This window comes from Bradyrhizobium sp. USDA 3364 (assembly GCF_054056355.1).
In genome coordinates this window covers 309,217-335,298 of the sequence record NZ_JBSRYG010000002.1, presented here as the reverse complement: position 1 = coordinate 335,298, position 26,082 = coordinate 309,217, and the positions used below count along the sequence as shown (strand labels likewise).

The following is a 26,082-nucleotide window of genomic DNA, read 5'->3' as shown; positions in this document are numbered from 1 at the left end:
CCGATGCTGGCCTCGATCCTTGCATCCGGTCTCGCGGCGGGCGCGATCTACGCGCTGGTCGGCGTCACCTACAACACGATGTTCTCGACCTCGCGGGTGATGAGCTTCACCGCCGGCCAGCTGGCGATGCTGGGCGGCGTGTTCGGCTCGATGTTCACGCTGAAGCTCGGCCTGCCGATCATCGCAGGCTTCGTGCTGACGCTGCTGTGCTGCGCGGTGATCGGGATCGTCACCGAATTCGTCGCGGTGCGGCCGGTGCTCAAGAGCCTGGACCAGCATCTCTACGTGCTCTCGACGCTTGCGGTCGCGCTGATGATCCAGCAGGTCACCGCGATCAAATGGGGCACCGAGCCGCAGCCGTTCCCACGCATCGTCGGCGAGGGCGTGCTCGACGAGAAGTTCTGGCTGCCGGTCGCGGCCTGCGCCGTCACCATCATCGGGCTTGAATATCTCTACCGCCGTACGCTGGTCGGCCGCGCGTTCCTGGCCATCGCGGAGGACAATTTCGCCGCGCGAGCGCTCGGCCTGCCGGAGCGCAATCTGCGCGTCGCAAGCTACGCGCTCGCCGGAATGGTCGGTGGCATCGCCGGATTTTCCGGCGGGCAATTGCTGCTGGCGTTCTTCGCGAATGGTGCGCTGCTGAACTTCTACGGCTTTGTGCCGGTGGCACTCGGCGGGCTCGGCAACAACAGGGGCGCGATCATCGGCGGATTGGCGCTCGGCCTGTTCCAGCAGGCCGCGAACTTCCTGGTCGGCGGCATCTTCTCCTCGGTTGCGGTGTTCACGCTGTTCATCGTGGTGCTGCTCGCCGCGCCGCAGGGGCTGTTCGGCGGCTCGACCGCGCGGAGGGTGTGATGACGTCGGTCGCAGACGCTTCGCCCCGAACCGACAGCGGCGCCTGGCGCGCCGCGCTGCCGCACGTCCTGCCGTTCCTCGGCATTCTGGTGGCCGCCATGCTGCTGCCCTTCGTCAGCAATGATTACTGGGTGCTGATCGGCACCCGCATGGCGATCTACTGGGTGCTGGTGTCGGGCCTCAATCTCGTGGTTGGTTTTGCCGGCCACCTTGCGATCGGCTATGTCGCGCTGCTGACGCTCGGCGCCTACGCGACCAGCGTGCTGGTCGCGGGCAACGTCATGCCGGCCATTCCGGTGTTTGCCGCTCTGCCGGTCGCGGGCCTCATCGGCGCGATCTTCGGCGTGATCGTCGGCTTGCCGGCGTTGCGCCTGCGCACCTTCTACTTCGCGATGTCGACGCTCGGCTTCGCGACCATCGTGACCCAGATCGCGCTGGCCTGGCAGAGCGTGACCGGCGGCGGCATCGGCATTACCGGTCCGGAATTTCCGGCGCCGTTCAACACGCCGTGGGGCTTCTACGGGCTCTGTGTCGCTTTCGCTGTCTTGACGACCTGGATGAGCGCCAATGTCGCGCGCAGTCGGTTCGGCCGCGCCCTGATCGCGGTGCGCGACGCCGAGGTCGCGGCCGAAGCCAGCGGCATCTCCAAGCCGAAAATGCTGATCGCGATCTTCCTGTTTGCCGGTGCGCTGGCGGCGATCGCCGGCGGATTGTTCGCGACCCTGCAGACCTACATCACGCCCGACGCCTTCACCTTCGATCTCTCGGTGCTGTTCTTCATCGCGATCCTGATCGGCGGTCGCGGCTCGATCCTCGGGCCGATGCTCGGCACCATCATCCTGACCATCCTGCCCGAGATCGCCGCACCGCTCGCTTCATGGTCGACCTTCCTCTACGCGGTGCTGCTGCTTCTGATCGTGCTGGTGATGCCCGGCGGCATCGCAGCGCTGCTCGATTTCCGCAACCGCCGTCCGCTTGCCAGCAACCGCGCCATCGTGCCCCGGCCGGCCGCGCTCGCCGACATCGTGCGCCGGCGCGACGGCGGCAAGACGCTGCAGTTGCGCGGCATCGCGCTGAGCTTCGGCAACGTGAAGGCGATCGACGGCCTCGACCTCGACGTCGCGCCCGGCCAGATCCACGGCCTGATCGGGCCGAACGGCAGCGGCAAGACCACGACGCTGAACGTGATCTCGGGCTATTACGCAGCGAAGGCCGGCACCATGACGCTCGGCGACGAGGTCCTGGCCGCGGGCCAGCCGGTGAAGCGCGCCACCTGCGGCATCGCGCGCACCTTCCAGACCCCGCGCGTGATCGGCGAGGCCTCGGTGCTGGAGAACGTCATGATCGGCGGCTCGATCGAGGGCAGGGCGAATTTCGTCGAGGCGATGCTCGCATTGCCGCGCAACGGCGCGGACGAGCGCATGCTCGCCGCCAAGGCACGGGCGCTGCTCGGCGTCGTCGGGCTGGAGGCGCTCGCCGACGTGCGCGCCGATCGCCTGCAGCACAGCGAGCTGCGCTTCATCGAGATCGCACGCGCCCTGATGCTCGATCCGGATTTCCTGCTGCTCGACGAGCCCGCGGCGGGCCTTTCGAATGACGAGATCGATCGGCTTGCGACCCTGATCAAGGCGGTCTGCGGCCGCGGCACCGGCGTGCTGCTGGTCGAGCATCATGCCGATCTGATCTTCGATATCTGCCACCAGGTCACCGTGCTCAATCTCGGCCGCACGCTGGCGGCGGGAACGCCCGCGGAGATCCGCGTCCACAAGGAGGTCGTCAGTGCTTACCTCGGTGGCTGAACCTCTGCTCAAAGTGAGTGCGCTGGAGTCCGGCTACGGCAAGATCCGCGTGCTGCACGGCATCGACATGGCGATTGCCGCCGGCGAGGTGGTGGCTCTGCTCGGTCCCAACGGTGCCGGCAAGACCACGCTGCTGCGCGCGATGTCGGGACTGCTGCCCGTCAATGCCGGACAGGTCCGGTTCGGTGGACGCGACATGACCAACGCCACGCCGCGCGATGCCGCGCGCGCCGGGCTCGTGCACGTGATCGAGGGGCATCGCGTGTTCACACAGATCTCCGTGACAGACAATCTGCTGCTCGCCGGCTACGACCTGCCGCGTGCCGAACGCGCCGTGCGCGTCGAGGAAGCCTTGTCGTTCTTTCCCGAGATCGCCGAGAAGCGCCATGAGCGCGGCGGTGCGCTGTCGGGCGGACAGCAGCAGATGCTGACGGTGGCCCAGGGTCTGGTCCGCCGGCCGCTTCTGTTGATGCTCGACGAGCCGTCCGCAGGACTGTCGCCGGTGCTGGTCGACCGCGTGCTCAACGTGATCGGCCGGCTGCGCGAGCAGGGCACCTCGGTGCTGCTGGTCGAGCAGCTGCTGGAGAAGGCGCTGGCATGTGCCGATCGCGTCTACGCACTGGTGCAGGGCGCGATCGCGCTGGAGGCTCCGACCGGAGAAAGCGACCTCGCACACCGGCTCGAGCGCGCCTATTTCGGCCACGAAAGCCACGCGCTGGCGTAGGGCGCAGCAACTCGATCGTGGCCATGGTCGCGAATGCCACGCGTTGGACAGGCTTGAAAATTTGGCCGCCGATACAACCGCTATGGCGCGTCCAGGTTACCTCCGCCGCGTTTACCAATTTCCGCCGGTGTACCGGGAATGTTGGTTGGCTGCGGGGGAGTCGCGTCGGCGATCTCCCGCGCAAATTGAGGCGCTGCAGCGCTGGTGCCCGTGAGTCTGAAAATCGAGCCGCTCCTGTTGCCTCCGCCACGCACGCCGGAGAGCGCGTATGAGTCATCGCAGGGAAGCACGAAATCCGGGCCGCGGCGAAGCGGGAGCGGTCCGCTGCGCGCCGGCCCGGCCGAGGAATAGGGCGCCTTGCGTCCATTGGAGAGAATATACCCGCCGGCCACGTGTATCCCCGCGTCTTCGGCAGTCGCAATTCCGTTGAGCGTGCCGTCGCGGCGGACCAGTGATCCGCTCCTGTCGAACTCTCCCTCGCCGCGGATACAATTGGCTTCGGCCGATCGAGTTCGTTCCCAACTTGGGTCGACAAAGCAAGAAAGCTTGGCGCCCGGCGCGACTCCCATATTGGGGTCAGTGCGCGCCACAAAGGCGTGAAGCTCCGCCGCAGCGCGGATACCGGTAACCTTGATAGTCCAGTCCCCATGCTCGGCTGGGTCGATGTTCGGCGCGACGACGGTTGATTCGACCTGCAGCCGCCACATCGTATCACCGCCCCAAACGATTGGGATGTCGACCCCGGCAGGCGGAATTGGGCCGGAGGGACCGGAGGAAAGCGGGGACGACGGCGCATAGACAATGCCGCTGGGCGAGGTGAGCGTAACGACGACTCCGCCGGCATCGGCTGTCTTCATCCACACTTCGGCGAAGCACAACACGGAATTGTCGGGCGGAAGCCGCCAGGTCCATTCGATATGATCAGGTTGCGTGTTGTCTCGCGTAAAGGCGACGTGGCCGTCAATCAGATAGGAATTGCCCGCCGCCAACACGATTTCGAGCTGTGGCTTACCGTTGGCTCCATTGAATTCCGCGACCAATGCGGTGAGCGCCGCCTCGAGTTCCGATGTGCCATCGTGCGGGCCGGTGGTCGGACCGTAGCTAAGGTTGACGATGACGCGCTCGGTCCTGTTCGGTTCGGCATGCGAGAGGATGTACCGGATGCCGTCAAGGACGTAAGCCTTGAGCCAGACACCAGTCGCGTCCTCGATGCAGGATTCGGGGAATTGCACGAACACCACGTCGACGCTCGACGCAGGATCCTTGGCGGTGTGCCAATTCGGCGGATCGCGGCGGTCGCTTGCCGGGCCGATCCGTGACGAGGTCGGGACGCGACCAGCCAGTACATCCATCACATGTGCACCGTGTGACGACCGGCCCTTCAGGCTGGTGAAGCCAGCATCCGCGTAGCAGCCGTCCTCGTCGACGCTGCCGGACGGCGTCAAGTGCAACTGGATCCATTCGTCGAGGCCGACTTGTCGCATAGGGGTGCCGGGCGCCTCCGAGGCGCGCTGGAATTCGAGGCCGTAGTTGAAACCCTGCAGCGGCTTTCCGAACAGGGACTGGTTGCCGCCGACATCCTTGATCTGGACCGGTTGCCGGCCCTGGTTCTGGTCCCAGATGGCACGAATCCGAGTGGTGAGGCCGCCATTCGCGGTGTGCCTGAGAAACTGTGCGGCAGCGAACGGGCAGCCATCGTCAAGCATGCCAATCAGGAGAGGCCGTGCCGATCGCTTGCCTGGCCACATGCGACTGATGATGCTCCGTTTGGTGAATGCCGCCGCCCGCGACGGCTTCACCGGAAGCGACAGCTCCACTCGGGAGACGTACTCATCCCAGATCGACTGCCCGATCGCATTGAGGACCGCCGCCTTGTCGGTGCGAAGCGTCGCATATCGCGTGCTGTCGAGGGTCGGGCCGACCTCGACGTGGAGTCCTGCTCTCCTCATCTTTCTTCGGAACGCAACTGCCATGTCGGTTTGCTTGAATTCCGCGAGGAAGAACAGCCTGTGTTGTTTCTTCTCGTCGAAGAACTCGAAATTCCTGAAGTTCACCGAGAGCGCGTACCGGAGATACGGGCCAAAACATTTCGGTAGGTTGTATTGGGCCATGGAACATCCTCCGCTTCGGATTGCAGGGCGCTGCTTCGTCTACGGGAATCTGCCTGCCCACTCGTGACGCGCTGCGTCCCAGAGATGCTCCATCAGGTTTGATTTCACGATATTCGGCCCCACGGCCTCGGAATAGAATGCGCTGCCGTGGATGTTTTGGCTTGCACTGAACGGATTGAAATCCGTCTTCGGGGCGTTGTCGATTCCGGCGGCGAGGAATTTACGGCGCCGGAATCTGTGGCCTGATTTGCAACGCCCGACAAAGTATTCGCCAAGCGCAATACCCAGCAGCCGTCCTGCCATGCTGTCGACCGGGGAAGTGGACGCCAGCGATCACGCGGTTGGTCGTGATGCGTGCCGCCTGGCGCTCGAGCTGGTCGATCACCGTCTTGTGCCGCGGCTGCGCTGGATTGAGCCTCAGCAGCGCTTTCAGAACGTGGACCACCGCATAGACCTGCGTTGCATGCCCCATCGGGAAGGTGCCGTGGCCCGGGGTCGTGATCATCGGCTGCACTTCGGCGTTATATTCAACGGGGCGGTAACAGCCCATCGCATGCTTGAATCGCATTTCCACGTAGACGCAGAATTGCAGCACGAGGTTGATGAGTTCGAACGTGCGCCGGGTTCGGTCGGGATGCAGGTAGACGATCGACGACCAGAATGCGTATTGCGGATCGATCTGTGCCATGATCTCGGTGGCGCGCTCGGAGCGTAGTTCGGCCCAGCTCAGCACCAGCGGGATCTGTTTCTCGAAGGTCGTCCGCTTCGGACGTCCGACCTCCGCGATCACGGATGCGGAAGACAGCACCTGGAAAGCGTGACCGGACGGCGCTTTTCGAAGCGTTATCCCGTGCAACATCTCTCCGATCGCAATGTAGGCGCGAATCCACGGCTCCCAGCGTTCCAATTGATGCCTGTCATCGATCACCGGCAGGGGCGGTGCGTAGCAATGATGCTCAGGGACGATCGTACCTTCGCGCCCCAGGATCAGCGCATCGACCATAATTGAATTGGCATAGGCGTCGGCCATCGTTCCAAGGAACGATCCTCCGGCTCCGCCGGCTCCTCCGGCGCCGCCGGCCCCTCCAGCGCCGCCCGCCCCACCAGCGCCGCCTGCACCTCCCGCACCGCCTAGCTGAGCCATTGCCGCCTCCTTATGGATAAAGTCTGCTTTGGTGAAAATCAGCTCGTCGTTGGTAAACCTGCCATTTCCAGACAGCGTGCCCACTGCCTGCCTGTCTCAAGTTGCGCATTCGGGATGCGCGCGATGTATCGTTCGACGGTCAATGCCGGTTCAAGCCTGCGCATGCTGGCCAATGCGGCGCGCGCGTCATCCGTCCGTCCTTGTAAGACAAGCGCGATCGTGAGCACCCGCCAGGTGGAGGGGTGCATGCGGTTGTGGATCAGGGATGAACGGGCAAGCCGCTCGGCTTCTTCGTAGTGATGTGCGGAAAGTTCGGCGGTGGCGCCGAGCGACTCGAAGTAGTAGCGCTGCGGATCAAGCGGGGAGAGCTCCAATGCACGTCGCGTGGCCGCGACGGCAGCTTCGCCTTCACCATTGAAAGCGTTGACAGTGCCGCGATACAGCCAGCCGAGCGCATGGCTCGGGTTTGCGTCGACGGCCTGATCGCATCGCTTGCGGGCAGTATCGAGATCGTTCAGGAGATGGCAGTGGACGAATCCCTCGGTCGCCAGCGCAAGCGCGTCCGACGGGTCGCGATCCAGTGCAGCGTGGCTGGCGTTCAGGGCTTCGGTCGCTTCGCGCTTGCGATCCTCCGACCATCCGCGGGTAACGCGGAGGATATACCAGTTGGCAAGCCAGGCGCGCGGCGCCGCGATCCGGCTGTGCCGATCGATCAGTTCGTCGAGAATCTTGCGGGTGTGAAGAAACTCTTCCTTGCTGGAACGATGCATCAATCGGATGCTGCCGAGCAACAGCGAATAGCTTTCCAATGTCGGCAGCGGTTGGGTCAGAACGTGCTCGACTTCGGCGTCAAAGACCGACAGATGCACCGCGCTTGCAATGCGTTGGGCCAGTTCGCTTTCGGGCTGCAACAGGTCCGCAATGTCTCCTGTCATCCGATCGGTCCAAACCACTTGGTTGGTACGCGCGGCGGAAAGCTCCGCTGTCACCAGGATCCGGCCGTTGTCCGCGACATAACCACCGCTCAAGATATACGTCGCACCGAGATGGGCCGAAACCTCAGCGATGTCGCTTATCCGACCGCGAAATACGTTCGTGGACAAGCGCGAGATGACCTTCAAATTCGGTGACTTCGACAATCGCCAGATCACGCTGTCGGCAATAAGGTTGCCGATGTCGAAATGGGCGGGAGCGTTGTTGCGCGCATTGAAGGGGATGACGGCAATGGTCGGTTCCATGGGTGTCCCGTAGTCACGCCGAGCAATCAGGCTGGGATGCGGACTTGCTGGGCCAACACGATACGCGCGCACCGGATTGTCGAAGTGCTTGAGAATGCATTCGCCCAAATCTTCGCACAGCGCATCCACCCCGTGCGTAAGCTCGTCGCGCGCCGCGGCGCTGCCAATGGTTTCGCCCGGCTTCGCAAGGCCTGCCAGCGCGGCCGCCAATTGTTCGTGCGCGGACGCGCTGGCGATCGTCTCACCCGGGCCAGCGAGCGTCGCCAGCCGGGCTGCCAGGTTCACGCCCGTCCCGTAGATGTCGATGCCATCACTCCAAGCGATGGCGGAATTGACCCCTGCACGCAGGTGAAACCGACGGTCCTCGGGGATACCGGCATTCTGCGTGGCGAGTGTGCGGTGCATTTCGGCTGCTGCGGCCACGGCGTCCGGCACCGCCTCGAAGCGCGCCATCAATCCGTCGCCAAGGCTTTTCACCAGGACGCCGCGATAGCGGGGTAGGATTTGGGTGGTTACGATCTGAACAAAGTCGGTCCAACGACGTACACTGTCCGTCTCATGTTGGCGCATGAGCCGCACCGACTCCACAAGATCGACAAGCAGCACAACGGCTTCTTGTCGCACGAGTCCGCCGCCTGCGGTCCGAAGATCCGATTGCTCGTTCCGGACGGCCTGGCCTTCGGTCTTGTTCGCTCCATCATCACTCATAGGCGACCTGACTTCGCGATCCTGGCAATCATATCCCAGTCGGTACACAACCTTGAGCCAAGATTCCGAGCGAGCAGTGAAGGAACGCAACGTGCTGCATCCCGCGCGGTATCGAATGTCGCAAGGAAGCCGTCGCCGGTATTCTTGACGATCCTTCCGTTCTGCGCCGTGACGCCCGGGTCGAGGACTTCCGAGCGTAATCGCATCAGCCGGGTATGGGTGTTTTCCTCGTGCGCCTCCATCAAGCGCGTATATCCAACCACGTCCGCCGCGAGGATTGCCGCAAGCCGTCGTCGAACTTCCGGCGTCGATGGGGACATCATCATATTATTGATACTTCTGCAAAATTTTACTGATACGCGACTAAAATCCGGCACAAGCAACAGGACACCAATGCCGAAAGAATATCGTCATCAAGATCATAAAGGAAGGCTTCATCCCGAGGCGTGCCAAGCGAGCAGGCTGGTACAGCATAGTGTTTGCAATCTTTGAGCGAGTATTCGTGGATGCGCAATCGCGATACTCCCAACCGGTGGGACGGTGCGGGCCAAGCAGGCGTTCGCGCCTTGCGCATGCAACGCAAATGCGTCCCCTGACTTCCATGGCGGGATCATCTCGCGGCGAAAACTCGTCACCATTGATCTGCGTCAATGCGGAAAACGATGTTCTCGTTTCTTCCCGCCAATCAGGGGCGAGCTTGGCCGGGAGCGCGGCGTTACCGCTGGAGCGATCATCATCGTCGTATCCGGCGCTGCCAGTCATTCGATGGAGGGGGATCGGAATTCCCGCGGGCAACCGAAGGTCAGCTGAGATGGCGAAGGTGTTCGACATTGCGCGCGAGTTTGCCGCGCTAGGCCTGACTGTCTATGAATTGCTTCACACTATACGGACCGTTGATCGGCGAATTGGCGCGGTCTGGTGGAATACCCGCCCCTGAAACCACCTTGTCGGTCCATGGGGCTTGACCATCGGCGGTCGCGGGCTGAAACAAGTATTCGTCCTCTGACCCCGGCAGCGAAGACTCCCATGCGACTCCCCTTCTTCTACGGCTGGATCATCGTTGTGGTGACGTTCGTCACCATGGCGATCGGCGTCAACGCACGAACGGCGTTCTCGTTGTTCTATCCGCCGATCATCTCCGAATTCGGCTGGGAGCGCGGCGTCACGGCGGGCGCATTCTCGTTCGGCTTTGTCGCCTCGGCGATCGCGAGCCCGCTGATCGGCCGGCTGATGGACCGCGGCGGGCCGCGCGCGGTGATGGAGCTTGGCGTCCTCCTGATGGCATCGGGACTGCTGCTGGCGCCGCTGACCACGCAACCCTGGCATCTCTACCTCACGATCGGCGTGCTGGTCGGCTCCGGCAGCGTCTGCCTCGGCTATTCCGGCCAATCGCTGTTCGTGCCGAACTGGTTCATCCGCCGCCGCGGACTGGCGATCGGCCTCGCTTTCGCCGGCGTCGGCATCGGCTCGGTGACGCTGCTGCCATGGGTGCAGCACATGATCGAGCAGACCGGCTGGCGCACCGCCTGCACCGCGATGGGGATCGTGGTGCTGGTCGTGCTCGCGCCGATCAACCTGTTGCTGCATAAGCGGCCGGAGGACATCGGCCTGCAGCCGGACGGCGACGCCGCGCCGACGGCGGCGTCAGCCAAGCCGCCATCGAACATCGTCGATCCGGAATGGGCCGGCACCGACTGGACGCTGCCGCGCGCGCTGCGCACCGCGCGGTTCTGGTGGATCGCGATCGGTTATTTCTGCGGCCTGTACATCTGGTACGCCGTCCAGGTGCACCAGACCAAGTTCCTGCTCGACATCGGCTTCAACTCCAACGTCGGCGTCTGGGCGCTCGGCGTCGTCAGCCTGCTTGGCATTCCCGGCCAGATCTGGCTCGGGCATCTTTCCGACCGCATCGGCCGGGAATGGGTGTGGGCGATCTCGTGCTTCGGCTTCATGATCTGCTTTGCCGCGCTCGCCGCGCTGAAATACTGGCCTAGCATGGCGCTGATCTATCTGATGGTCTTCACCCAGGGCGCGCTCGGCTACGGCCTGACATCGGTGATGGGGCCGGTGGTGCTCGAGATCTTCCAGGGCAGGCATTACGGCAGCATTTTCGGCACCGTGATGCTGGCCGCGCTCGCCGGCGGCGCCGCGGGCCCCTGGATCACCGGTCAGCTCTACGATCTCTCGGGCAGCTATACCGGCGCGTTCCTGCTCGGTATCGCGGTCAGCCTGCTGTCGGCGCTCGCGATCTGGCAGGCCTCGCCGCGCAAGGTCCGCGCCGTCGCCGGACAGATGCACAAGATCGCCAGCGCCGCCTGACACGTCAGGTGGATGAAACTCCGATCGCCCGCTGCAGGTCGGTGATCGCGCGCAGGCAACTGTCGGCGGGCGTGGTCTCCGGATCGATCAGGCGGTGCAGGCGGAAACCGTCTTCCAGCGCCAGCACGATCGCGCCGGTCCACTCCGGATTGAGTCTGCCGTTGCGGCCGCCGTTCTTCTGCGCGGTCGCGACGATGTCGGAGATCAGCTTGCGCCGTGCGCGCAGGCGCTTGGCGAGTTCGGGGCGGCGCTTCTCGGCGCGCGCCACGAACAGGATCATCTCCATATGCAGGAGAGGCGAGCGGCCGAGCGGATCCTGCCGGCTGCGGTCCATCGTGCGCAGTGCCTCCAGAAAGTCGGCGAGGTCGCTGTGCTTGGCGAGCAAATCGAGATTGCGCTTGATCGATTGCTCGACGTGATCCTCGAGCATCCCGAAGATCAGCTCGTCCTTGCTCTTGAAGTTCGAATAGAACGCGCCGCGGGAAAAGCCCGCAGCGGCCGCGATCGCCTCGATGCTGGCGCCGCCGATTCCCTGCTCCTCGAACACCCGCGCCGCCGCCTCGAACAGCTTCTCGCAGGTGTCGTCTCGTGTCGGTCTGGTTCGAACTCTTGACATCGGCGCATTTTAGGGCACAATGCAACTCGATACAATAGTGTATCGAGTTGCAGATACCAGAATAGCCGCACCCATGATGGTGCGGCCTTGAGGACGACACCAAGGCGCGCCACGGTGCAAGCACCGGCGCAGCGAGCGAACGAGGTCACCATGAACGAGCAAGTTCAGCCGGCGAGCGGCGAGCCGCTTTTCAATCCACTCGCGCCCGAATTCATTCGCAATCCCTATCCGTATTATGAGCGGCTGCGCCGCCTCGACCCGATGCATGTCAATGCGCATGGCGCGTTCGTCGCCAGCCGACACGCGGAGGCCAGCCTCGTGCTGCGCGACAAGCGGTTCGGCAAGGATTACGTCGAGCGCACGATCCGCCGCTATGGCCCCAAGATCATGGACGAGCCGGTCATCCGCAGCATGAGCCACTGGATGCTGCAGCAGGACCCGCCGGACCACACCCGGCTGCGCGGCCTCGTCGTCAAGGCCTTCACCGCGCGCCGGGTCGAGGACATGCGCCCGCGCATCCAGCACGTCGTCGACGAGGCGCTCGACCGCATCATTCCGCAAGGGCGGATGGACCTGATCGAGGACTTCGCCTTCCGCCTGCCGGTGACGATCATCTGCGACATGCTAGGCATCCCCGAGGAGCATCGCGACGCCTTCTACAACGGCTCGCGCGACGGCGGCCGTCTGCTCGAGCCGGTGCCGCTGTCGGCCGAGGAGATCAAGCAGGGCAACGCCGGCAACGCGATGGCGGCGATGTATTTCCACCAGCTGTTCGAGCTGCGCCGCAAGCAGCCGGGCGACGACCTCACCACCCAGCTGGTGCAGGCCGAGGAGAACGGCCAGAAGCTGACCAACGAGGAATTGACCGCCAACATCATCCTGCTGTTCGGCGCCGGCCACGAGACGACCGTCAACCTGATCGGCAACGGCCTGCTCGCGCTGTTCCGCAGCCCGGACCAGCTCGCGCTGCTGAAGGCCAATCCCGGGCTGATCACCAATGCGATCGAGGAGTTCCTGCGCTATGATTCCTCGGTACAGCTGACCGGCCGCGTCGCGCTGGAAGACATCGAGGATCTCGGCGGCAAGCGCATCCCGAAGGGCGAGAGCGTGCTGTGTCTGCTCGGCTCGGCCAATCACGATCCGGCCGTGTATCCCGACCACCCGGAGAAGCTCGACATCCAGCGGCCGAACGTGAAGCCTTTGTCGTTCGGCGGCGGCATCCATTTCTGCCTCGGCGCCCAGCTGGCGCGGATCGAGGCCGAGATCGCGATCTCGACGCTGCTGCGCCGGATCCCCGACCTGCGCCTCGATGACGCGGAAAATCCGGAGTGGCGGCCGACCTTCGTGCTGCGCGGCCTGAAGCGGCTCCCCGCGAGCTGGTGACGTCCCGGATGGGCGGCAGGGCAGCGACCCCGCCGCTGCGGCCGGCGCGCACGCACGCTTGAACGGAAATCCACGCTCCAGTAGACGTCGCAGCGGTAAAGCCGCTGTGACTTCGCCATACTTGTCTCTATATTTGGGCTGCTCCGGCCAAGGGTTGGCAAACGGGTTCAGCATGAGGAGGCTGCCGCGGAGCGGGCTCAAAGGGAGACACCGTGCAGACGACGCTGCTCGGCCTGGCAATCGCCTTCATTCTTGCACTGATCGCCGCGCTGGTCGGTCCGTATTTCGTCGACTGGAACCAGTTCAGGCCGCAGTTCGAGGCGGAGGCGTCCAAGATCATCGGTGCGCCGGTTCGTGTCGCCGGCAATCTCGACGCGCGTCTGCTGCCTGCACCCTCGCTGCGGCTGAAAACGGTCACTGTCGGCGGCGCCAACGACATGGGCAAGGTCCGGGCCGCCAATCTCGACGTCGAGTTCAGCCTGAGCTCGTTGATGCGCGGCGAGGTGCGCGCGAACGAGCTCACCATCAATGGCCTGTCGCTCGATCTTGGGCTCGATCCGAAGGGCCGGATCGACTGGTTCCCGTCGAGCGGGACCTCCAACCTGGCTTCGCTGGCGATCGACCGCCTCAATCTGACCGGCCGCGTCGCGCTGCATGATGCCGCAAGCCACAGCACGCTCGAGCTGAACGACATTGCCTTCAGCGGCGATGTCCGCTCGCTGGCCGGCGCGATCCGCGGCGACGGCAATTTCATGTTCGAGGGCAACCGCTACCCGTTCCGGATCTCGTCGGGGCAGAGCGCCGATGGCAGCGGCACCCGCCTGCACTTCAACATCGATCCCGGACAGCGGCCGGTGTCAGCGGATATCGACGGCGTCCTGACCTTCGAGGCCCGCGCGCCGCGGTTCGAGGGAGCCGTGACGCTGGCGGGCACACCGGGCCAGCGCGGCGGCGGCGACATGCCGCCCTGGCGGATCGCAGCCAGGATCAAATCGGATTATTCGGCCGCTCGTCTCGACCAGATCGAGGTGAGCTATGGCGCCGAGGACCGCGCGCTGAAGCTCGCGGGCAATGGCGATCTCCGGTTCGGTGCGTCGCCGCTGGTGCGCGCCTCGCTCACGGCGCGGCAGCTCGACGGCGACAAGTTCGCGGCCAAGGAAAGCACCAAGGAAGGCAACAACGGCAATGTCGAGCCGGTCCGCGTGTTGCCGGCCATGCGCGCGGTCCTCTCGGGCCTGCCGCAGAGCCCGATTCTGGCGCAGGTCGAGCTGGCATCCGAGCAGATCATGCTCGGCGGCCGTCCGCTGCAGGACGTTTCGGCCGAGCTGCAATCGGACGCGAAATCATGGACGGTGCGCCGGCTGGAGTTTCGCGCGCCCGGATCGACGCGGGTCTCGATGAGCGGCGCCAGCGCGCAACCAGGCGTCGCGAACAGCTTCAAGACCGCGCTCAACATCGAATCGTCCGATCCCGATGCGTTGATGACCTGGCTGCAGGGACGCGGCGACATCGCCTATCGCAGCCAGAAGCCGCTGCGGCTGCGCGGCGACGTCACGGTGTCGCCATCAGGCTTTTCGATCGAGGCGATGAAGGCGGAGATCGAGGGCGGCACGGTCGAGGGCCGCGTCGCGGTCGTGCATCGCGAGGCGGCGAACGGCTCGAAGGTCGAGGCGCAGTTGAAGTCGGAGCGGCTCGATCTCGATGCGACCGCGGCGGTCATCCGCTCGCTGGCCGGCCCGCAGGTCGAATGGCCCGACGAGGCGCAGCTGTCGCTCGACGTCGGACGCGCGGTCACCTCGGGGCAGGAATTGCGTCCGTTGCTGGCGAAGATGACCTACGGTCCCAAGAGCATCGTGCTCGAGCGCGTGAAGATCGGCCAGCCCGACAATGTCACGCTGGACGGCAGCGGCAATTTCGACCGCGCCAACTCGACCGGCAAGCTCGCGGTCGACGCGACCGCGGCGTCGCTTGGCCGGCTGACCGCCGTCCTTCAGCCGTTCGCGCCGGCGCTCGCCGCGCGGCTCGGCGTGCTCCGCGCCGAAGCCGGTCCGGTTCGGACCAGGCTTGCGCTCGACCTCGGCAAGGGCAAGGCCGCTGATCGCGTCAACGCACGCGCGACGCTCGATCTCGATACGCCGCAGCTCAAGGGCAACACGGTGATCTCGGCGATGCCGCAGGCGGCTGCGATCCGCGCGCTGGACTTCGACGCGCTTCGCCGCAGCGAGGTGACGGCAGAGGCGAAATTCTCCGCCGGCGAGGGCAATGCGCTGCTGGCGCTGCTCGGGCTTGACCGTGCGGTCGCAGCCGGCGCGGGCCAGACGCAATTCGAGGGCACGGTGATCGGCGCGTGGCAGGCGCCGTTGCGGGTGAAGGCGCGGCTCTGGGGCGCCGGGCTCGATGCGGATGCCGAAGGCACAGCGGAGCTCTGGACCAAGGATGGCGCCGGCGAGAGCAAATCGAGCGTCAGCCTCCGCGTCCGCAGCGCCGACATCAGTCCGCTGCTCAATCTGAAATCATCCGATCCGGCTGCAAACATCCGCCTGTCGTCGCGGGTCTCTCTGGCGGGCGACAGACTGACCTTCGACGATCTCGACAGCATCGTCGCCGGTTCGCGGCTGCGCGGCCGCCTCGTGGTGACGCTGGCCGATCAGAAGAGTGTCGAGGGTGAGGTCGGTCTCGACCAGATCGCGCTGGCGCCGATTTTCGCCGCCGCGATCGGCGCGGCCGGGCACGATACGGCTGAGCCGCTCGGCCAGGGGCTCACCAGCGCCTGGCGCGGCAAGGTCACGTTCGAGGCGCTGCACGGCCTGCTGCCTGGGGGCGCCGAGCTGCAGCCGGTCAGAGGCACCATCAGGTCGGACGGGCAGGCGCTGACCTTCGACGCCATCAAGGGCAAGATCGGCGGGCGGCGAGGCGACCGCTTCGATCGATGCGCGACAGGGCGTCAATGGGCTTGCGCTGAACGCCAATGTGCAGTTGTCGGGCGTCGACGGTTCAGCCTTGCGCTATCGCAGTCTCGCGATGCCCAAGGGTCGTGCCTCGATGCAGATGACGTTGCTGACGCAAGGCCGCAGCGCCTCGGCGCTATCAGGCGCATTGTCCGGCAGCGGCACCGTGACGCTGGAAGGGCTGAACCTTCCGGGTCTCGACCCGCGCGCGTTCGACGTCGCGATCCGCGCCAGCGATTCCGGGCAGGCGACCGACGATACGCGGCTGAGACAGATCGTCGAACCGGCGCTGGCGGCCGGCACGCTGTCGGTCGCTTCGGCGCAAATTCCGTTCAACATCCGCGACGGCCGCATCCGGGTCGGCGCTACCACGCTCGCGGCCAACGGTGCCAACGCCATCGTGTCCGGCGGCTACGACATTCCAGCCGACCAGGCCGACATCCGCGCTGCACTGGCATCGACGCAGATCGGCACGGGCAGCAGCCGCCCGGAAATCCAGTTGCTCGCGGTGGGCACGCCCGACGGGTTGACGCGCAGCATCGACATTGCGGCGTTGTCGTCGTGGCTCGCAGTGCGCGCGATCGACCGGGAGACCAGGCGGCTCGATGCGATCGAGCGCGGCGAACCTGTCCCGCCGCCGACTCCTGCGGCCCTGCCGCCTCCGGCCGAGCCGGCGCCGGACGCGTCCAACCCGAATGCGGCGGCGACGCCTCCGGCCGACGTGTCGGCGCCCGGCCGCGATCCGCGCCGCGTGCCTGCGAAGCCGAAGATCGTGGCGCCGCGGCCGCCGATGGTCCCGCCGGTTGCCACCGCGCCCGCCGTTGCGCCGCCTGCGCCGGTTGCAAGCCCGCCGCAGCTGGCGCCGCTGCCGCCGCCGATCGAGGTCAAGCCGGTGCCTGGCGCGGCCAGGTCGAGGCCGCTGCGCCCGCCACTATCGCTGACGCCGCAGGTTGCCAATCCGCCGCCGCGGCCGGCGATGCAGAACTAGGTGGTGTGGACACTTATCGTGTCCATAGGACGATTGCAGCGAGAGTGACGACGGCTCGGTAATTTCGGGCTGTCTTTTCGAAGCGCGTTGCGACGCGGCGGAACTGCTTGAGTTTGCTGAAGCAGCATTCGACGAGATGCCGCTGGGCATAGAGATGCTTGTCGAGCGGATGCTTGAGTGCACGTGACGGGTTGTTGGGGATGACGGCGAGCGCGCCCTTGGCCGCGATGGCTTGGCGCAAGTGATCGGCGTCATAGGCCGTATCGGCCATGACCACCTCGGCGGGCAATCCCTCAATCAAGGTGGCGGCTTGCGGTGCATCGCCCTTCTGGCCCGCGGTGAGCGTGAACCGCACGGGGCATCCCAAACCTCGGACGGCCATATGTATCTTGGTGCTCAAGCCGCCGCGCGAGCGGCCGATCGCCTGATCTTCAGACCCCCTTTTTTCGCCCCGGCGGCGTGCTGATGCGCCCGGACGATGGTGGAATCGACGATCAGATATTCGAAGTCCGGATCATCGGACATCGCCTCGAAGATCCGCAACCAGACACCCTTGGTGCTCCATCGACTGAAGCGCCGGAACACGCTGTTCCAATCCCCAAACGCCTCCGGAAGATCACGCCAGGGAGAGCCGGTGCGAACGATCCAGAGCACCCCTTCCACGAACATCCGGTTGTCGCGTCCGGTCGAACCCTTCTGGTCAGGCCGGCCGATGATGAGCGGCGCCATGCGCTCCCAAGCCGCGTCGCTCAACACCAAACGATCCATCACACCCAAGGCCGCCTCCCAAAACAAGCCTTGAATCTGATTTGCCCTCAAAAGGGAATCCTTAGAGTCCACACCGCCTAGAGCATGATCCGGAAAAGTGGAAACCGGTTTTCCGAAAAGATCATGCTCAAACAAGGAGATGAGATCGTGATGCGATTCCCTGTAAACGCATCATGATCTAGAACTTCATCACGATTGGTGCTGGAGGATATTGATCAGCCGGCCGAAGGGATCGCGGACGTAGAAGCGCCGCACGCCCCACGGCTCGTCCGCCGGTCCGTATTCGATCGCGATGTGCGCTGCGTTGATCCGGCGCAGGGCCTCGTCGAGGTCGTCGACCTCGATCGAGAGATCAGGCACCGGCGTGCCCGATCCGCCTTCGGAAGCGAAGCTGATTTGAACCTGCATCGTTTCGGATGAGCCGTAAGTCGCAACCCAACCGAAATCCATCAGCGGCTCGAGGCCGAGGATGTCGCAATAGAACGACCTCGCTGCCGCGATATCGGATGCGGCAACGTTGGCGACGATGCGGTTGACCTTCATGCTGAAGTCCGCGCGACGAACGACCGTCTGCTTGATCGCGACGGCCGGAGAGGCCGTCAGGCCTGCTGGCGCGTGTCGACCTGTTGCGGCCTGACATCCGTCGGCACGGCCGGCGCGGCGCGCGAGCGGAAGTAGTCGAGCACGAAAAGCCGGATCGCGGAGGACAGATTGCCCTGCTGACGATTGCTGTCGATCTCGCCGACCAATTCCGACAGCGTCATGTTCCGCAGACCGGAAATCTCCTTCATGCCGTTCCAGAAGGCCTCTTCGAGACTGACGCTGGTCTTGTGCCCGGCGACGACGATCGAACGCTTAACGACGGGAGACTTCATGATGCGTCTCCACTTTCGATACGCTGCTGATCGAGGATGTGCTGATTGAGTTGCCGAGCATTGCGCTCGCCGAGAAATTCGTCACGCGCTCGCTCGGCTTTGGTGCGACCGAATAGCGCACGGTTGGTTTCAGCCTGCTTGGCTGCTTGTTCGCGCTCAGTGCGCTTCTTGAATCGTTTCAGGTTGACCACGTCGCCCATGCTCGTCGTCCTTATCGTCCCCAAAGCGGAATTGGTGATGCATCGTGACGAAAGCAAGAGCGATCGCGCTGCGCGCCCGGCTCGATACCCATTCCGAATCCCCGTTTGACGCTTGTGATAGCATCAAAGAATCCGTTTCGCTCTGCGAAAACTAGACGTCTGTACCATGCGCCAGCGCAGAGCTGATAGGCAACTCGCCTTAGTCTTTAGGCGTTATGATCCATAATTATATCACGCGCGCTGACCGTAATTATCCGGACATTGCGCGCGCATTGCTCAGCCCGGGTGTGTCATTTTGTCCGGCTGTACGAGGCGATCAAATTCATCGGCAGTCACGAATCCAAGCCGCAAAGCCTCTTCCTTCAGCGTCGTTCCGTGCGCGTGTGCCGTCTTCGCGACCTTGGCTGCATTGTCGTAACCGATCTTCGGCGCGAGCGCCGTGACCAGCATCAGCGAGCGCTGCATCAGTTCGTTGATGCGCTTTTCGTCGGCGCGTATTCCGACAACGCAATGCTCAGTAAATGAGCGGACAACGTCAGACAGCAACTGAATGGAATTTATCATACAATATGCCAACACGGGCTTGTACACGTTCAGCTCGAAATGGCCCTGGCTGCCGGCGACGGTGATCGTGGTCTGATTGCCGAACACCTGGCAGCAGACCATGGTCATGGCTTCGCACTGGGTCGGGTTCACCTTGCCCGGCATGATCGACGAGCCCGGCTCGTTCTCGGGCAGGATCAACTCGCCGAGGCCCGAGCGCGGCCCCGAGCCGAGGAAGCGGATGTCGTTGGCGATCTTGAACAGGCCGGTCGCCACCGAATTGATCGCGCCATGCACCAGCACATAGGCATCGTTGGACGCCAGCGCCTCGAACTTGTTCGCCGCGCTGGTGAACGGCAGCTTGGTGATCTCGGCGACATGCCTGGCGAAGCTGTTGGCGAATTCCGGCTTCGAGTTGAGGCCGGTGCCGACGGCGGTGCCGCCCTGCGCCAGCGGAAACAGCTCCTTCACCGCGACGCGCAGCCGCGCGATGCCGCTCTCGACCTGCGCGGCGTAGCCTGAGAATTCCTGGCCGAGCGTCAGTGGTGTCGCGTCCTGGGTATGCGTGCGTCCGATCTTCACGATCTTGGCGAACGCGTCCTGTTTCTGGTGCAACGCCTGATGCAGCTCGGTGAGGGCAGGGATCAGGTCGGCGATAATGCGGCTTGCGGCTGCGATATGCATCGCGGTCGGAAACGAGTCGTTCGACGACTGGCTCATGTTGACCTGGTCGTTCGGATGGATCGGCTGCTTGGCGCCGAGCTCGCCGCCGAGCATCTGGTTGGCGCGGTTGGCGATCACCTCGTTCACGTTCATATTGGTCTGCGTGCCCGAGCCGGTCTGAAACACGACCAGCGGAAAGTGATCGTCGAGCTTGCCGTCGATCACTTCTTTGGCCGCGTTGATGATGGCATCGGCGCGGCGTGCATCGAGCTGGCCGAGCTTGCGATTGGTCTCGGCGGCCGCGAGCTTGACGATGGCGAGTGCGTGGATGATCGCGATCGGCATCCGGTCGTGGCCGATCTTGAAGTTCTGCCGCGAGCGTTCGGTCTGCGCGCCCCAGTAGCGGTCGGCGGGGACGTCGATCGGACCGAAGCTGTCGGTCTCGCTGCGGGTGGCGGCGTTGGATGGTGTCGTCGATTGAGCCATCGATGCTCTCCGTTGCGTCATCAGCACGTGATCCGGCATGGCGCCGGGCTTTCCGGTGCGACAGCGCGAAGGCGTCCACGCGCAGGCACGTTCATGCAGAAGATAGTCCGGGATGACGATCTGTCATCCCGGTCCCGCAAGCATCCTACAAGGTGGCGCAGTGATCCGCGTTTAGATTATTTCTTGCGGAAGCGATCCAGCCGCACGACCTCGGCGCCTTCGCTGGGCTTCGCAGGCTCCTGCTCGGTCTCGGCCGTCGCGGGCTCGACCGTCTCGCGGGTGGCCGGTGCGGGCAGGGGAGAGGCCGGCGCCGTGGCGGGAGGGACGTCCTCGGACAGCGCATCCGAGACATCGAACCTGAGATCGAACGGCGCGGACGGATCGAGGAAGCGTGTCACCGCGGCAAACGGCACGGTCAGCCGTTCGGGAATCCCGCCGAACGACAGGCCGACCTCGAACCGGTCTTCCGTCACCACCAGATCCCAGAACTGGTGCTGCAGGATGATGGTCATCTCCTCCGGATATTGCGCGAGCAATCGCGGCGACAGCTTCACGCCGTCGCCATGCGACAGGAAGGTGATGTAGAAATGGTGCTCACCCGGCAGGCCATGTTCGGCGGCGTCGGACAACACCCGGCGCAGCACCCCGCGCAGCGCATCGCGCGCCAGCACGTCATATCGGATGTGATCGGTCGCCATGGTGATCCTGTCGCTTCGAAAATAGCCGGCAAGGCGCCGTCGGACCATCCGACTCGCCCTTTTGGGGTCCATGCTACCCCGCCGGGAGCCGGAAATCAGCAGGGCTCGCCGCAGATAATGCGGGCGGACGCCCCGGCCGGAGAGTGAAAATGAAGTGGAGGCTTCTGTTGCCAGGTGCCTCCGAACCCCGCCTAGCGGAGCTTAACCCGCTAGGACTTTAAGATGGTCTTTCAAACTGCGTTACGCAGCCTGAGCAACCGGAGCAAAGTTGTCGTTGGCAACTATTGCATTGGCCCGATGTCGGCGGAACCATACCGAGAAAAAACACGCCCTTTACGCCCTCGTCGATCCTATTTCGCCCCCGCCAAAAGCCACCATCGGTGGACCAGGATGGGTTTTGGTGGAGGCGCCGGGTACCGCCCCCGGGTCCGAATGGTTTATTGCGACGGTCATTTATTTCCATAGCCGGCGAACCGGCACCCCCAATATAGCGGCAAAGTCATAGAAAAACAGAGCCGATTCAGGCCCTTTCGGCTGTGAAAACACACCAATTTGGGGTTGGCCTCCGTCCCGGGCCCGTCTTAGATTTTGCCATGCCCCCGGAATCCCCGCCGGTTGCCGTCCCGGCGCCGGATGCCTCCGCACCATCTCCGCCCCGCCAGCCCGGCCTGCTCGAGCTGTTCCTGGCCTTTGCCAAGATGTCGCTGGCCGGCTTTGGCGGGGTCCTGGTCTGGGCCCCGGCGGTCGATCGTCGAGCAGCACCGCTGGATGACGGCGGAGGAGTTCAACGAGACCTTCGCGCTGTGCCATTTCCTGCCAGGTCCGAACATCGTCAACCTGTCGGTCGTGTTCGGCTCGCGCTTTCGCGGCATCGCCGGCGGGCTCGCCGCCTTCGCGGGGCTGGTCGGGCCGCCGATGGTGATCGCGACCGTTCTTGCCGCGCTCTATGCCCGCTACGGCGATATCGATGTGCTGCGCCGGACGCTTGCCGGCGTCGCCTGTGCCGCGGTCGGGCTGCTGTTCGCCGTCGTCTTCAAGATGATGATGCCGCTCCTGAGGCGGCGTGATGTCACAGGCCTCGTCATTCTGGCTGCGGTTTTCGTCGCGATCGGGCTGATCCGATGGCCGCTTCAGGTCGTGCTGCTGGTGGCGATCCCGCTCAGCCTCGCAATCACGATCCTGGCGCGCCGCATGGTGAAGGCATGAGTTCGGAGTCCAACCCGATCGCGGCGCTGATCTGGACCTTCGGCCTGATGTCGCTGTTTGCGGTCGGCGGGGCCAATTCGGCGATCCCCGAAATGCACCGCGCCGCTGTCGATGTGCATCACTGGCTGACCGACAAGCAGTTCGCCGACGTGTTCGCGATCTCGCAGCTGTCGCCCGGGCCGAACGTGCTGATCGTGACGTTGGTAGGCTATTCTGTCGCAGGCGTCGCCGGGGCGCTGGCCGCAACGGTTGCGATGTGCGGACCGACCGCGCTGCTTGCCTATTATGTGAGCCGTTTCATCGATCGTTCGCGCGACGCGCGCTGGCCGGCACTCATTCAGGCCGCATTGGTTCCGCTGTCGATCGGCCTGATGGCCGCCAGCGGGCTGATCGTGGCCCAGACATCAGACCAAAGTTGGATCGCGGTTCTGATCACCATTGTCGCAGCCGCGCTTGCTTTTGCGACGCGGATCAATCCCTTGTGGATGTTGCTTGCCGGAGGTCTCTTGGGTTTCGCTGGCGTTATCTGACGAAAATCGCTAGCAAGGCTTTCGGTCAACGCACCACAAGCCAAACCATTCAATCAAAACGGGCGGGACGGCCTGACGGGGGAAGCGAAGTCATGAGCGATACGCCGAGCGAGGCGCCGGGCAAATCGATCTTGCCGAATTGGGTACGCGGTCCGCAGGACTTTGTCGGCGGGCTCGCCATGATGGCGGTTGCGCTGTTTGCCTTGTGGGCCTCGAGCGATCTGCAGGGCATGCACGGATTTTCGTTCGGTGCTGGAACCGCGCCGCGCATGTTCGCCGGGTTGCTGCTGTTGCTCGGGGCCGCCGTCGCGGCGATGGGAGTAATGCAGCAGGGCCCGCATATCGCGGCCTATTCCTGGCGCGGCCCGCTGTTCGTATCGGCGGCGATCGTGTTCTTCGCATTGGCGATCCGCCCGCTCGGGCTCGTCGTCTCGGCCTTTGCCGCCTTCCTGATCGCGGCGATGGGCTCGCATGAAACGAAGTGGGTCGAAGCCATCATTGTCGGCGCCTGCCTGACAGTCGGCTGCGCGCTGCTTTTCCCCTATGTGCTGGGACTTCCGATGCCGATGTTCCCGCGTTTCCTGATCCAGTGAGGGCGTGATGGATCTGTTTGCCAATCTCGCCCACGGTTTCGTGGTCGCCTTCTCGCCGATCAATCTCCTGATGTGCCTGATCGGCGCATTGGTCGGCACGCTGGTCGGCGTGCTGCCGGGCATCGGCACCATCGCCACCGTCGCGATGCTGCTGCCGATCACCTTCGGCCTGCCCCCGGTCGGCGCGCTGATCATGCTCGCCGGCATCTATTACGGCGCGCAATATGGCGGTTCGACCACCTCGATCCTGGTCAACATTCCGGGTGAGGCGACCTCCGTGGTCACCGCGCTCGACGGCCACCAGATGGCCAAGCAGGGCCGCGCCGGTCCGGCGCTGGCGATCGCCGCGATCGGCTCGTTCTTTGCCGGCTGCGTCGCAACCGTGCTGATCGCCGTGCTCGGCGCGCCGCTGACCAAGCTCGCGCTGGCGTTCGGCCCGGCCGAATATTTCTCGCTGATGGTGCTCGGCCTGATCTTTGCGGTGGTGCTCGCCAAGGGCTCGGTGCTGAAGGCGATCGCGATGATCGTGTTCGGCCTGCTGCTGTCGATGGTCGGCTCCGACATCGAGACCGGCGCCTCGCGCATGGCCTTCAACATCCCCGAGCTGGCCGACGGGCTTGGCTTCGCCACCGTGGCGATGGGCGTGTTCGGCTTCGCGGAGATCATCCGCAACCTCGACCACGGCGCGGAGATGAACCGCAATCTGGTGCAGCAGAAGATCACCGGCCTGATGCCGACGAGGAAGGATCTCGCGGATTCCACGCCCGCGATCCTGCGCGGCACCGTGCTCGGCTCGATCCTCGGCATTCTGCCGGGCGGCGGCGCCGTGATCGCGTCGTTCGCGGCCTATACGCTGGAGAAGAAGCTGGCGAAGGATCCGAAGCGGTTCGGCCGCGGTGCGATCGAAGGCGTCGCGGCGCCGGAAAGCGCCAACAACGCCGCGGCACAGACCTCGTTCATCCCGCTGCTCACGCTCGGCATCCCGCCGAATGCGGTGATGGCGCTGATGGTCGGCGCGATGACCATTCATGGCATCGTGCCGGGCCCGCAGGTGATGCAGAAGCAGCCCGACCTGGTCTGGGGCATGATCGCCTCGATGTGGATCGGCAATCTGATGCTGATCATCATCAACCTGCCGCTGGTCGGCATCTGGGTCCGCCTGCTGCGCGTGCCGTACCGGCTGATGTTCCCCTCGATCGTGGTGTTCTGCGCGATCGGCATCTACTCGGTGAACAACGCACCGGTCGACGTCGTGCTCGCTGGCGTGTTCGGCCTGGTCGGCTACTGGCTGATCAAGCACGATTTCGAGCCGGCGCCGCTGCTGCTCGGCATGGTGCTGGGCCCGCTGATGGAGGAGAACCTGCGCCGTGCACTCCTGATCTCGCGCGGCGACTGGAGCGTGTTCGTCTCGCGGCCGCTGTCGGCGGTGCTGCTGGCGATCGCGGCAGGTCTCCTGGTGCTTGCCGTGCTGCCGACCTTGCGTGCGAAGCGCGACGAAGTGTTCGTGGAGTCGGAAGGCTGAATACTCTGCAGGCCCTGCGTCGGCGCGCCGCAGGCGGAAGTCCAATCGACACTGGATGTCGTCCCGTGAAATGAAAATGCCGGCCCGATTTGGCCGGCATTTTTATTGGTCAAACGTTCCCGGGAGGAATTGAGATGATGTCCATACGCTCGCTTGCGGGCGCATGCCTTTCGGCATTTGCCACGCTCAGCGCATTCGCCGTGCCGGCGTCGGCGCAAAACTATCCGACCCGTACCATCACCATGATCGTGCCGTTCGCAGCCGGCGGTCCGACCGACGTGATCTCGCGCATCGTCACGGCGCACATGGCGCAGACCTTGGGGCAGAGCATCGTGATCGAGAACGTGGTCGGCGCCGGCGGCACCACGGCGACGACACGCGCCGCTCGCGCCGCCAATGACGGCTATACGCTGATTACAGGGCATATGGGCACGCACGCAGCCTCCGTGCCGCTCTATCCGAAGCTGGCCTATCATCCGGAAAAGGATTTCGAGCCCGTCGCGCTGCTCGCCGGCACGCCGATCCTGATCCTGGCCCGCAAGGATTTCCCGCCGAAGGATCTGAAGGAATTCGTCGCCTACGTGAAGGCCAATGCCGAGAAGGTCAACGCCGCGCATGCCGGCATCGGCTCGGTCTCGCACGCCTCCTGCGAACTGCTGAATTCGATCCTCGAAGTCAAGCCGGTCGGTGTGCCCTTCAACGGCACCGGCCCCGCGATGAATGCGCTGGTCGCGGGCCAGGTCGATTACATGTGCGACCAGATCGTCAACGCGGTGCCGCAGGTCAAGGCCGGCACCATCAAGGCCTATGCGGTCGCGACCCCCGAGCGCAATCCGTCGCTGCCCGAGGTGCCGACCACGGCGGAAGCCGGCCTGCCGGCCTTCCAGGCGCAGGCCTGGAACGCGATCTTCGCGCCGAAGGGAACTTCGCCCGCCATCATCGCCACGCTGAACGCCGCGGCGATCAAGGCGCTCGACGATGACAACGTCCGCAAGCGCCTGCTCGACCTCGGCAGCGTGATCCCGGCGCCCGCGAACCGGACGCCGGAGGCACTGGCGATGCTCGTCAAGAACGAGATCGCGAAGTGGACCCCGGTGCTCAAGCCGGCAACTTAATCCAGCGCGATCAAGCGGATAGGACAGGGGCGGCAAGGGCCGGAACGCGA

General features: G+C 64.6%; 19 protein-coding genes, 1 other RNA gene and 3 pseudogenes. 11 read left to right on the top strand and 12 right to left on the bottom strand.

Features of this window, described 5'->3' with window-relative positions:
- Window positions 1–3 precede the first annotated feature (3 nt).
- From ACVILL_RS01880 to ACVILL_RS01870, 3 genes are read left to right on the top strand one after another with little or no spacing between them, the layout of a single operon-like run.
- Window positions 4–855 carry a branched-chain amino acid ABC transporter permease gene (locus ACVILL_RS01880; RefSeq protein WP_456727582.1) on the top strand — a complete coding sequence of 284 codons (852 nt, stop codon included), beginning with the start codon at window positions 4–6 and terminating at the stop codon, window positions 853–855.
- Window positions 855–2,654 (top strand): branched-chain amino acid ABC transporter ATP-binding protein/permease, encoded by a 1,800-nt coding sequence (locus ACVILL_RS01875; protein WP_456727581.1) that lies wholly within the window; start codon window positions 855–857, stop codon window positions 2,652–2,654. The genes ACVILL_RS01880 and ACVILL_RS01875 overlap by 1 nt, the downstream gene beginning before the upstream one ends.
- The gene (locus tag ACVILL_RS01870) at window positions 2,635–3,378 is read left to right on the top strand and encodes an ABC transporter ATP-binding protein (protein WP_456727580.1); all 744 of its coding nucleotides are present in this window, start codon (window positions 2,635–2,637) and stop codon (window positions 3,376–3,378) included. The genes ACVILL_RS01875 and ACVILL_RS01870 overlap by 20 nt, the downstream gene beginning before the upstream one ends.
- 80 nt (window positions 3,379–3,458) lie before the next feature.
- Here the strand turns inward: ACVILL_RS01870 and ACVILL_RS01865 are convergent, their stop codons facing one another.
- The 4 genes from ACVILL_RS01865 to ACVILL_RS01850 all read right to left on the bottom strand — a co-directional run bounded on the left by ACVILL_RS01865 (window position 3,459) and on the right by ACVILL_RS01850 (window position 8,905).
- The gene (locus ACVILL_RS01865; RefSeq protein ID WP_456727579.1) at window positions 3,459–5,489 is read right to left on the bottom strand and encodes a hypothetical protein; all 2,031 of its coding nucleotides are present in this window, start codon (window positions 5,487–5,489) and stop codon (window positions 3,459–3,461) included.
- A gap of 220 nt (window positions 5,490–5,709) precedes the next feature.
- Entirely contained in the window at window positions 5,710–6,717 is a 1,008-nt protein-coding gene (locus tag ACVILL_RS01860; RefSeq protein WP_456727578.1) for a hypothetical protein, read from the bottom strand.
- Window positions 6,672–8,579, bottom strand: coding sequence for an adenylate/guanylate cyclase domain-containing protein (locus ACVILL_RS01855; RefSeq protein WP_456727577.1), 1,908 nt, complete (start codon window positions 8,577–8,579; stop codon window positions 6,672–6,674). Before ACVILL_RS01855 ends, ACVILL_RS01860 begins: the two co-directional genes overlap by 46 nt.
- A complete protein-coding gene (locus ACVILL_RS01850) occupies window positions 8,576–8,905 on the bottom strand; it encodes a hypothetical protein (protein WP_456727576.1) in 330 nt (109 codons plus the stop codon). The genes ACVILL_RS01855 and ACVILL_RS01850 overlap by 4 nt, the downstream gene beginning before the upstream one ends.
- Before the next feature lie 700 nt (window positions 8,906–9,605).
- Between ACVILL_RS01850 and ACVILL_RS01845 the strand changes: the two genes are divergently transcribed.
- The gene (locus ACVILL_RS01845) at window positions 9,606–10,898 is read left to right on the top strand and encodes an MFS transporter (RefSeq protein WP_456727575.1); all 1,293 of its coding nucleotides are present in this window, start codon (window positions 9,606–9,608) and stop codon (window positions 10,896–10,898) included.
- A gap of 4 nt (window positions 10,899–10,902) precedes the next feature.
- Here ACVILL_RS01845 and ACVILL_RS01840 read toward each other — a convergent pair whose 3' ends face one another.
- Entirely contained in the window at window positions 10,903–11,514 is a 612-nt protein-coding gene (locus ACVILL_RS01840) for a TetR/AcrR family transcriptional regulator (protein WP_456727574.1), read from the bottom strand.
- Window positions 11,515–11,664: 150 nt separating this feature from the next.
- On the opposite strand from ACVILL_RS01840, the gene ACVILL_RS01835 reads away from it, so the two are divergent.
- Together ACVILL_RS01835 and ACVILL_RS01830 are read left to right on the top strand one after the other, a co-directional pair.
- Entirely contained in the window at window positions 11,665–12,897 is a 1,233-nt protein-coding gene (locus ACVILL_RS01835) for a cytochrome P450 (RefSeq protein ID WP_456727573.1), read from the top strand.
- A 212-nt stretch (window positions 12,898–13,109) separates the two neighbouring features.
- A pseudogene (locus ACVILL_RS01830) lies at window positions 13,110–16,833 on the top strand (AsmA family protein).
- Window positions 16,834–16,846: 13 nt separating this feature from the next.
- On the opposite strand, the pseudogene ACVILL_RS01825 reads toward ACVILL_RS01830, so the two are convergent.
- From ACVILL_RS01825 to ssrA, 7 genes and pseudogenes are all read right to left on the bottom strand, one after another.
- A pseudogene (locus ACVILL_RS01825) lies at window positions 16,847–17,562 on the bottom strand (IS5 family transposase).
- 228 nt (window positions 17,563–17,790) lie between these two features.
- Complete coding sequence (locus ACVILL_RS01820; protein WP_456727572.1) at window positions 17,791–18,144, bottom strand: VOC family protein; 354 nt, start codon at window positions 18,142–18,144, stop codon at window positions 17,791–17,793.
- Between the two features lie 56 nt (window positions 18,145–18,200).
- Window positions 18,201–18,476 carry a ribbon-helix-helix domain-containing protein gene (locus ACVILL_RS01815; protein WP_456727571.1) on the bottom strand — a complete coding sequence of 92 codons (276 nt, stop codon included), beginning with the start codon at window positions 18,474–18,476 and terminating at the stop codon, window positions 18,201–18,203.
- A complete protein-coding gene (locus ACVILL_RS01810; RefSeq protein ID WP_456727570.1) occupies window positions 18,473–18,676 on the bottom strand; it encodes a DUF4169 family protein in 204 nt (67 codons plus the stop codon). Before ACVILL_RS01810 ends, ACVILL_RS01815 begins: the two co-directional genes overlap by 4 nt.
- Window positions 18,677–18,952: 276 nt before the next feature.
- Complete coding sequence (fumC, locus tag ACVILL_RS01805) at window positions 18,953–20,368, bottom strand: class II fumarate hydratase (protein WP_456727569.1); 1,416 nt, start codon at window positions 20,366–20,368, stop codon at window positions 18,953–18,955.
- Between the two features lie 176 nt (window positions 20,369–20,544).
- On the bottom strand, window positions 20,545–21,066 hold the full coding sequence (locus ACVILL_RS01800; protein WP_456734143.1) for an SspB family protein: 522 nt from the start codon (window positions 21,064–21,066) through the stop codon (window positions 20,545–20,547).
- Window positions 21,067–21,219: 153 nt separating this feature from the next.
- Window positions 21,220–21,582: a transfer-messenger RNA gene (gene ssrA, locus ACVILL_RS01795) on the bottom strand.
- Between the two features lie 77 nt (window positions 21,583–21,659).
- Here ssrA and ACVILL_RS01790 point away from each other — a divergent pair.
- The 5 genes and pseudogenes from ACVILL_RS01790 to ACVILL_RS01770 all read left to right on the top strand — a co-directional run bounded on the left by ACVILL_RS01790 (window position 21,660) and on the right by ACVILL_RS01770 (window position 26,032).
- A pseudogene (locus ACVILL_RS01790) lies at window positions 21,660–22,272 on the top strand (chromate transporter).
- Window positions 22,269–22,802, top strand: coding sequence for a chromate transporter (locus tag ACVILL_RS01785; protein WP_456727568.1), 534 nt, complete (start codon window positions 22,269–22,271; stop codon window positions 22,800–22,802). The pseudogene ACVILL_RS01790 and the gene ACVILL_RS01785 overlap by 4 nt, the downstream one beginning before the upstream one ends.
- Window positions 22,803–22,894: 92 nt before the next feature.
- Window positions 22,895–23,395 (top strand): tripartite tricarboxylate transporter TctB family protein, encoded by a 501-nt coding sequence (locus ACVILL_RS01780; RefSeq protein WP_456727567.1) that lies wholly within the window; start codon window positions 22,895–22,897, stop codon window positions 23,393–23,395.
- Window positions 23,396–23,402: 7 nt separating this feature from the next.
- Window positions 23,403–24,917 (top strand): tripartite tricarboxylate transporter permease, encoded by a 1,515-nt coding sequence (locus ACVILL_RS01775; protein ID WP_456727566.1) that lies wholly within the window; start codon window positions 23,403–23,405, stop codon window positions 24,915–24,917.
- Window positions 24,918–25,051: 134 nt separating this feature from the next.
- Window positions 25,052–26,032: a tripartite tricarboxylate transporter substrate-binding protein gene (locus tag ACVILL_RS01770; RefSeq protein WP_456727565.1), complete on the top strand. Its 981-nt coding sequence runs from the start codon at window positions 25,052–25,054 to the stop codon at window positions 26,030–26,032.
- Window positions 26,033–26,082: the final 50 nt, after the last annotated feature.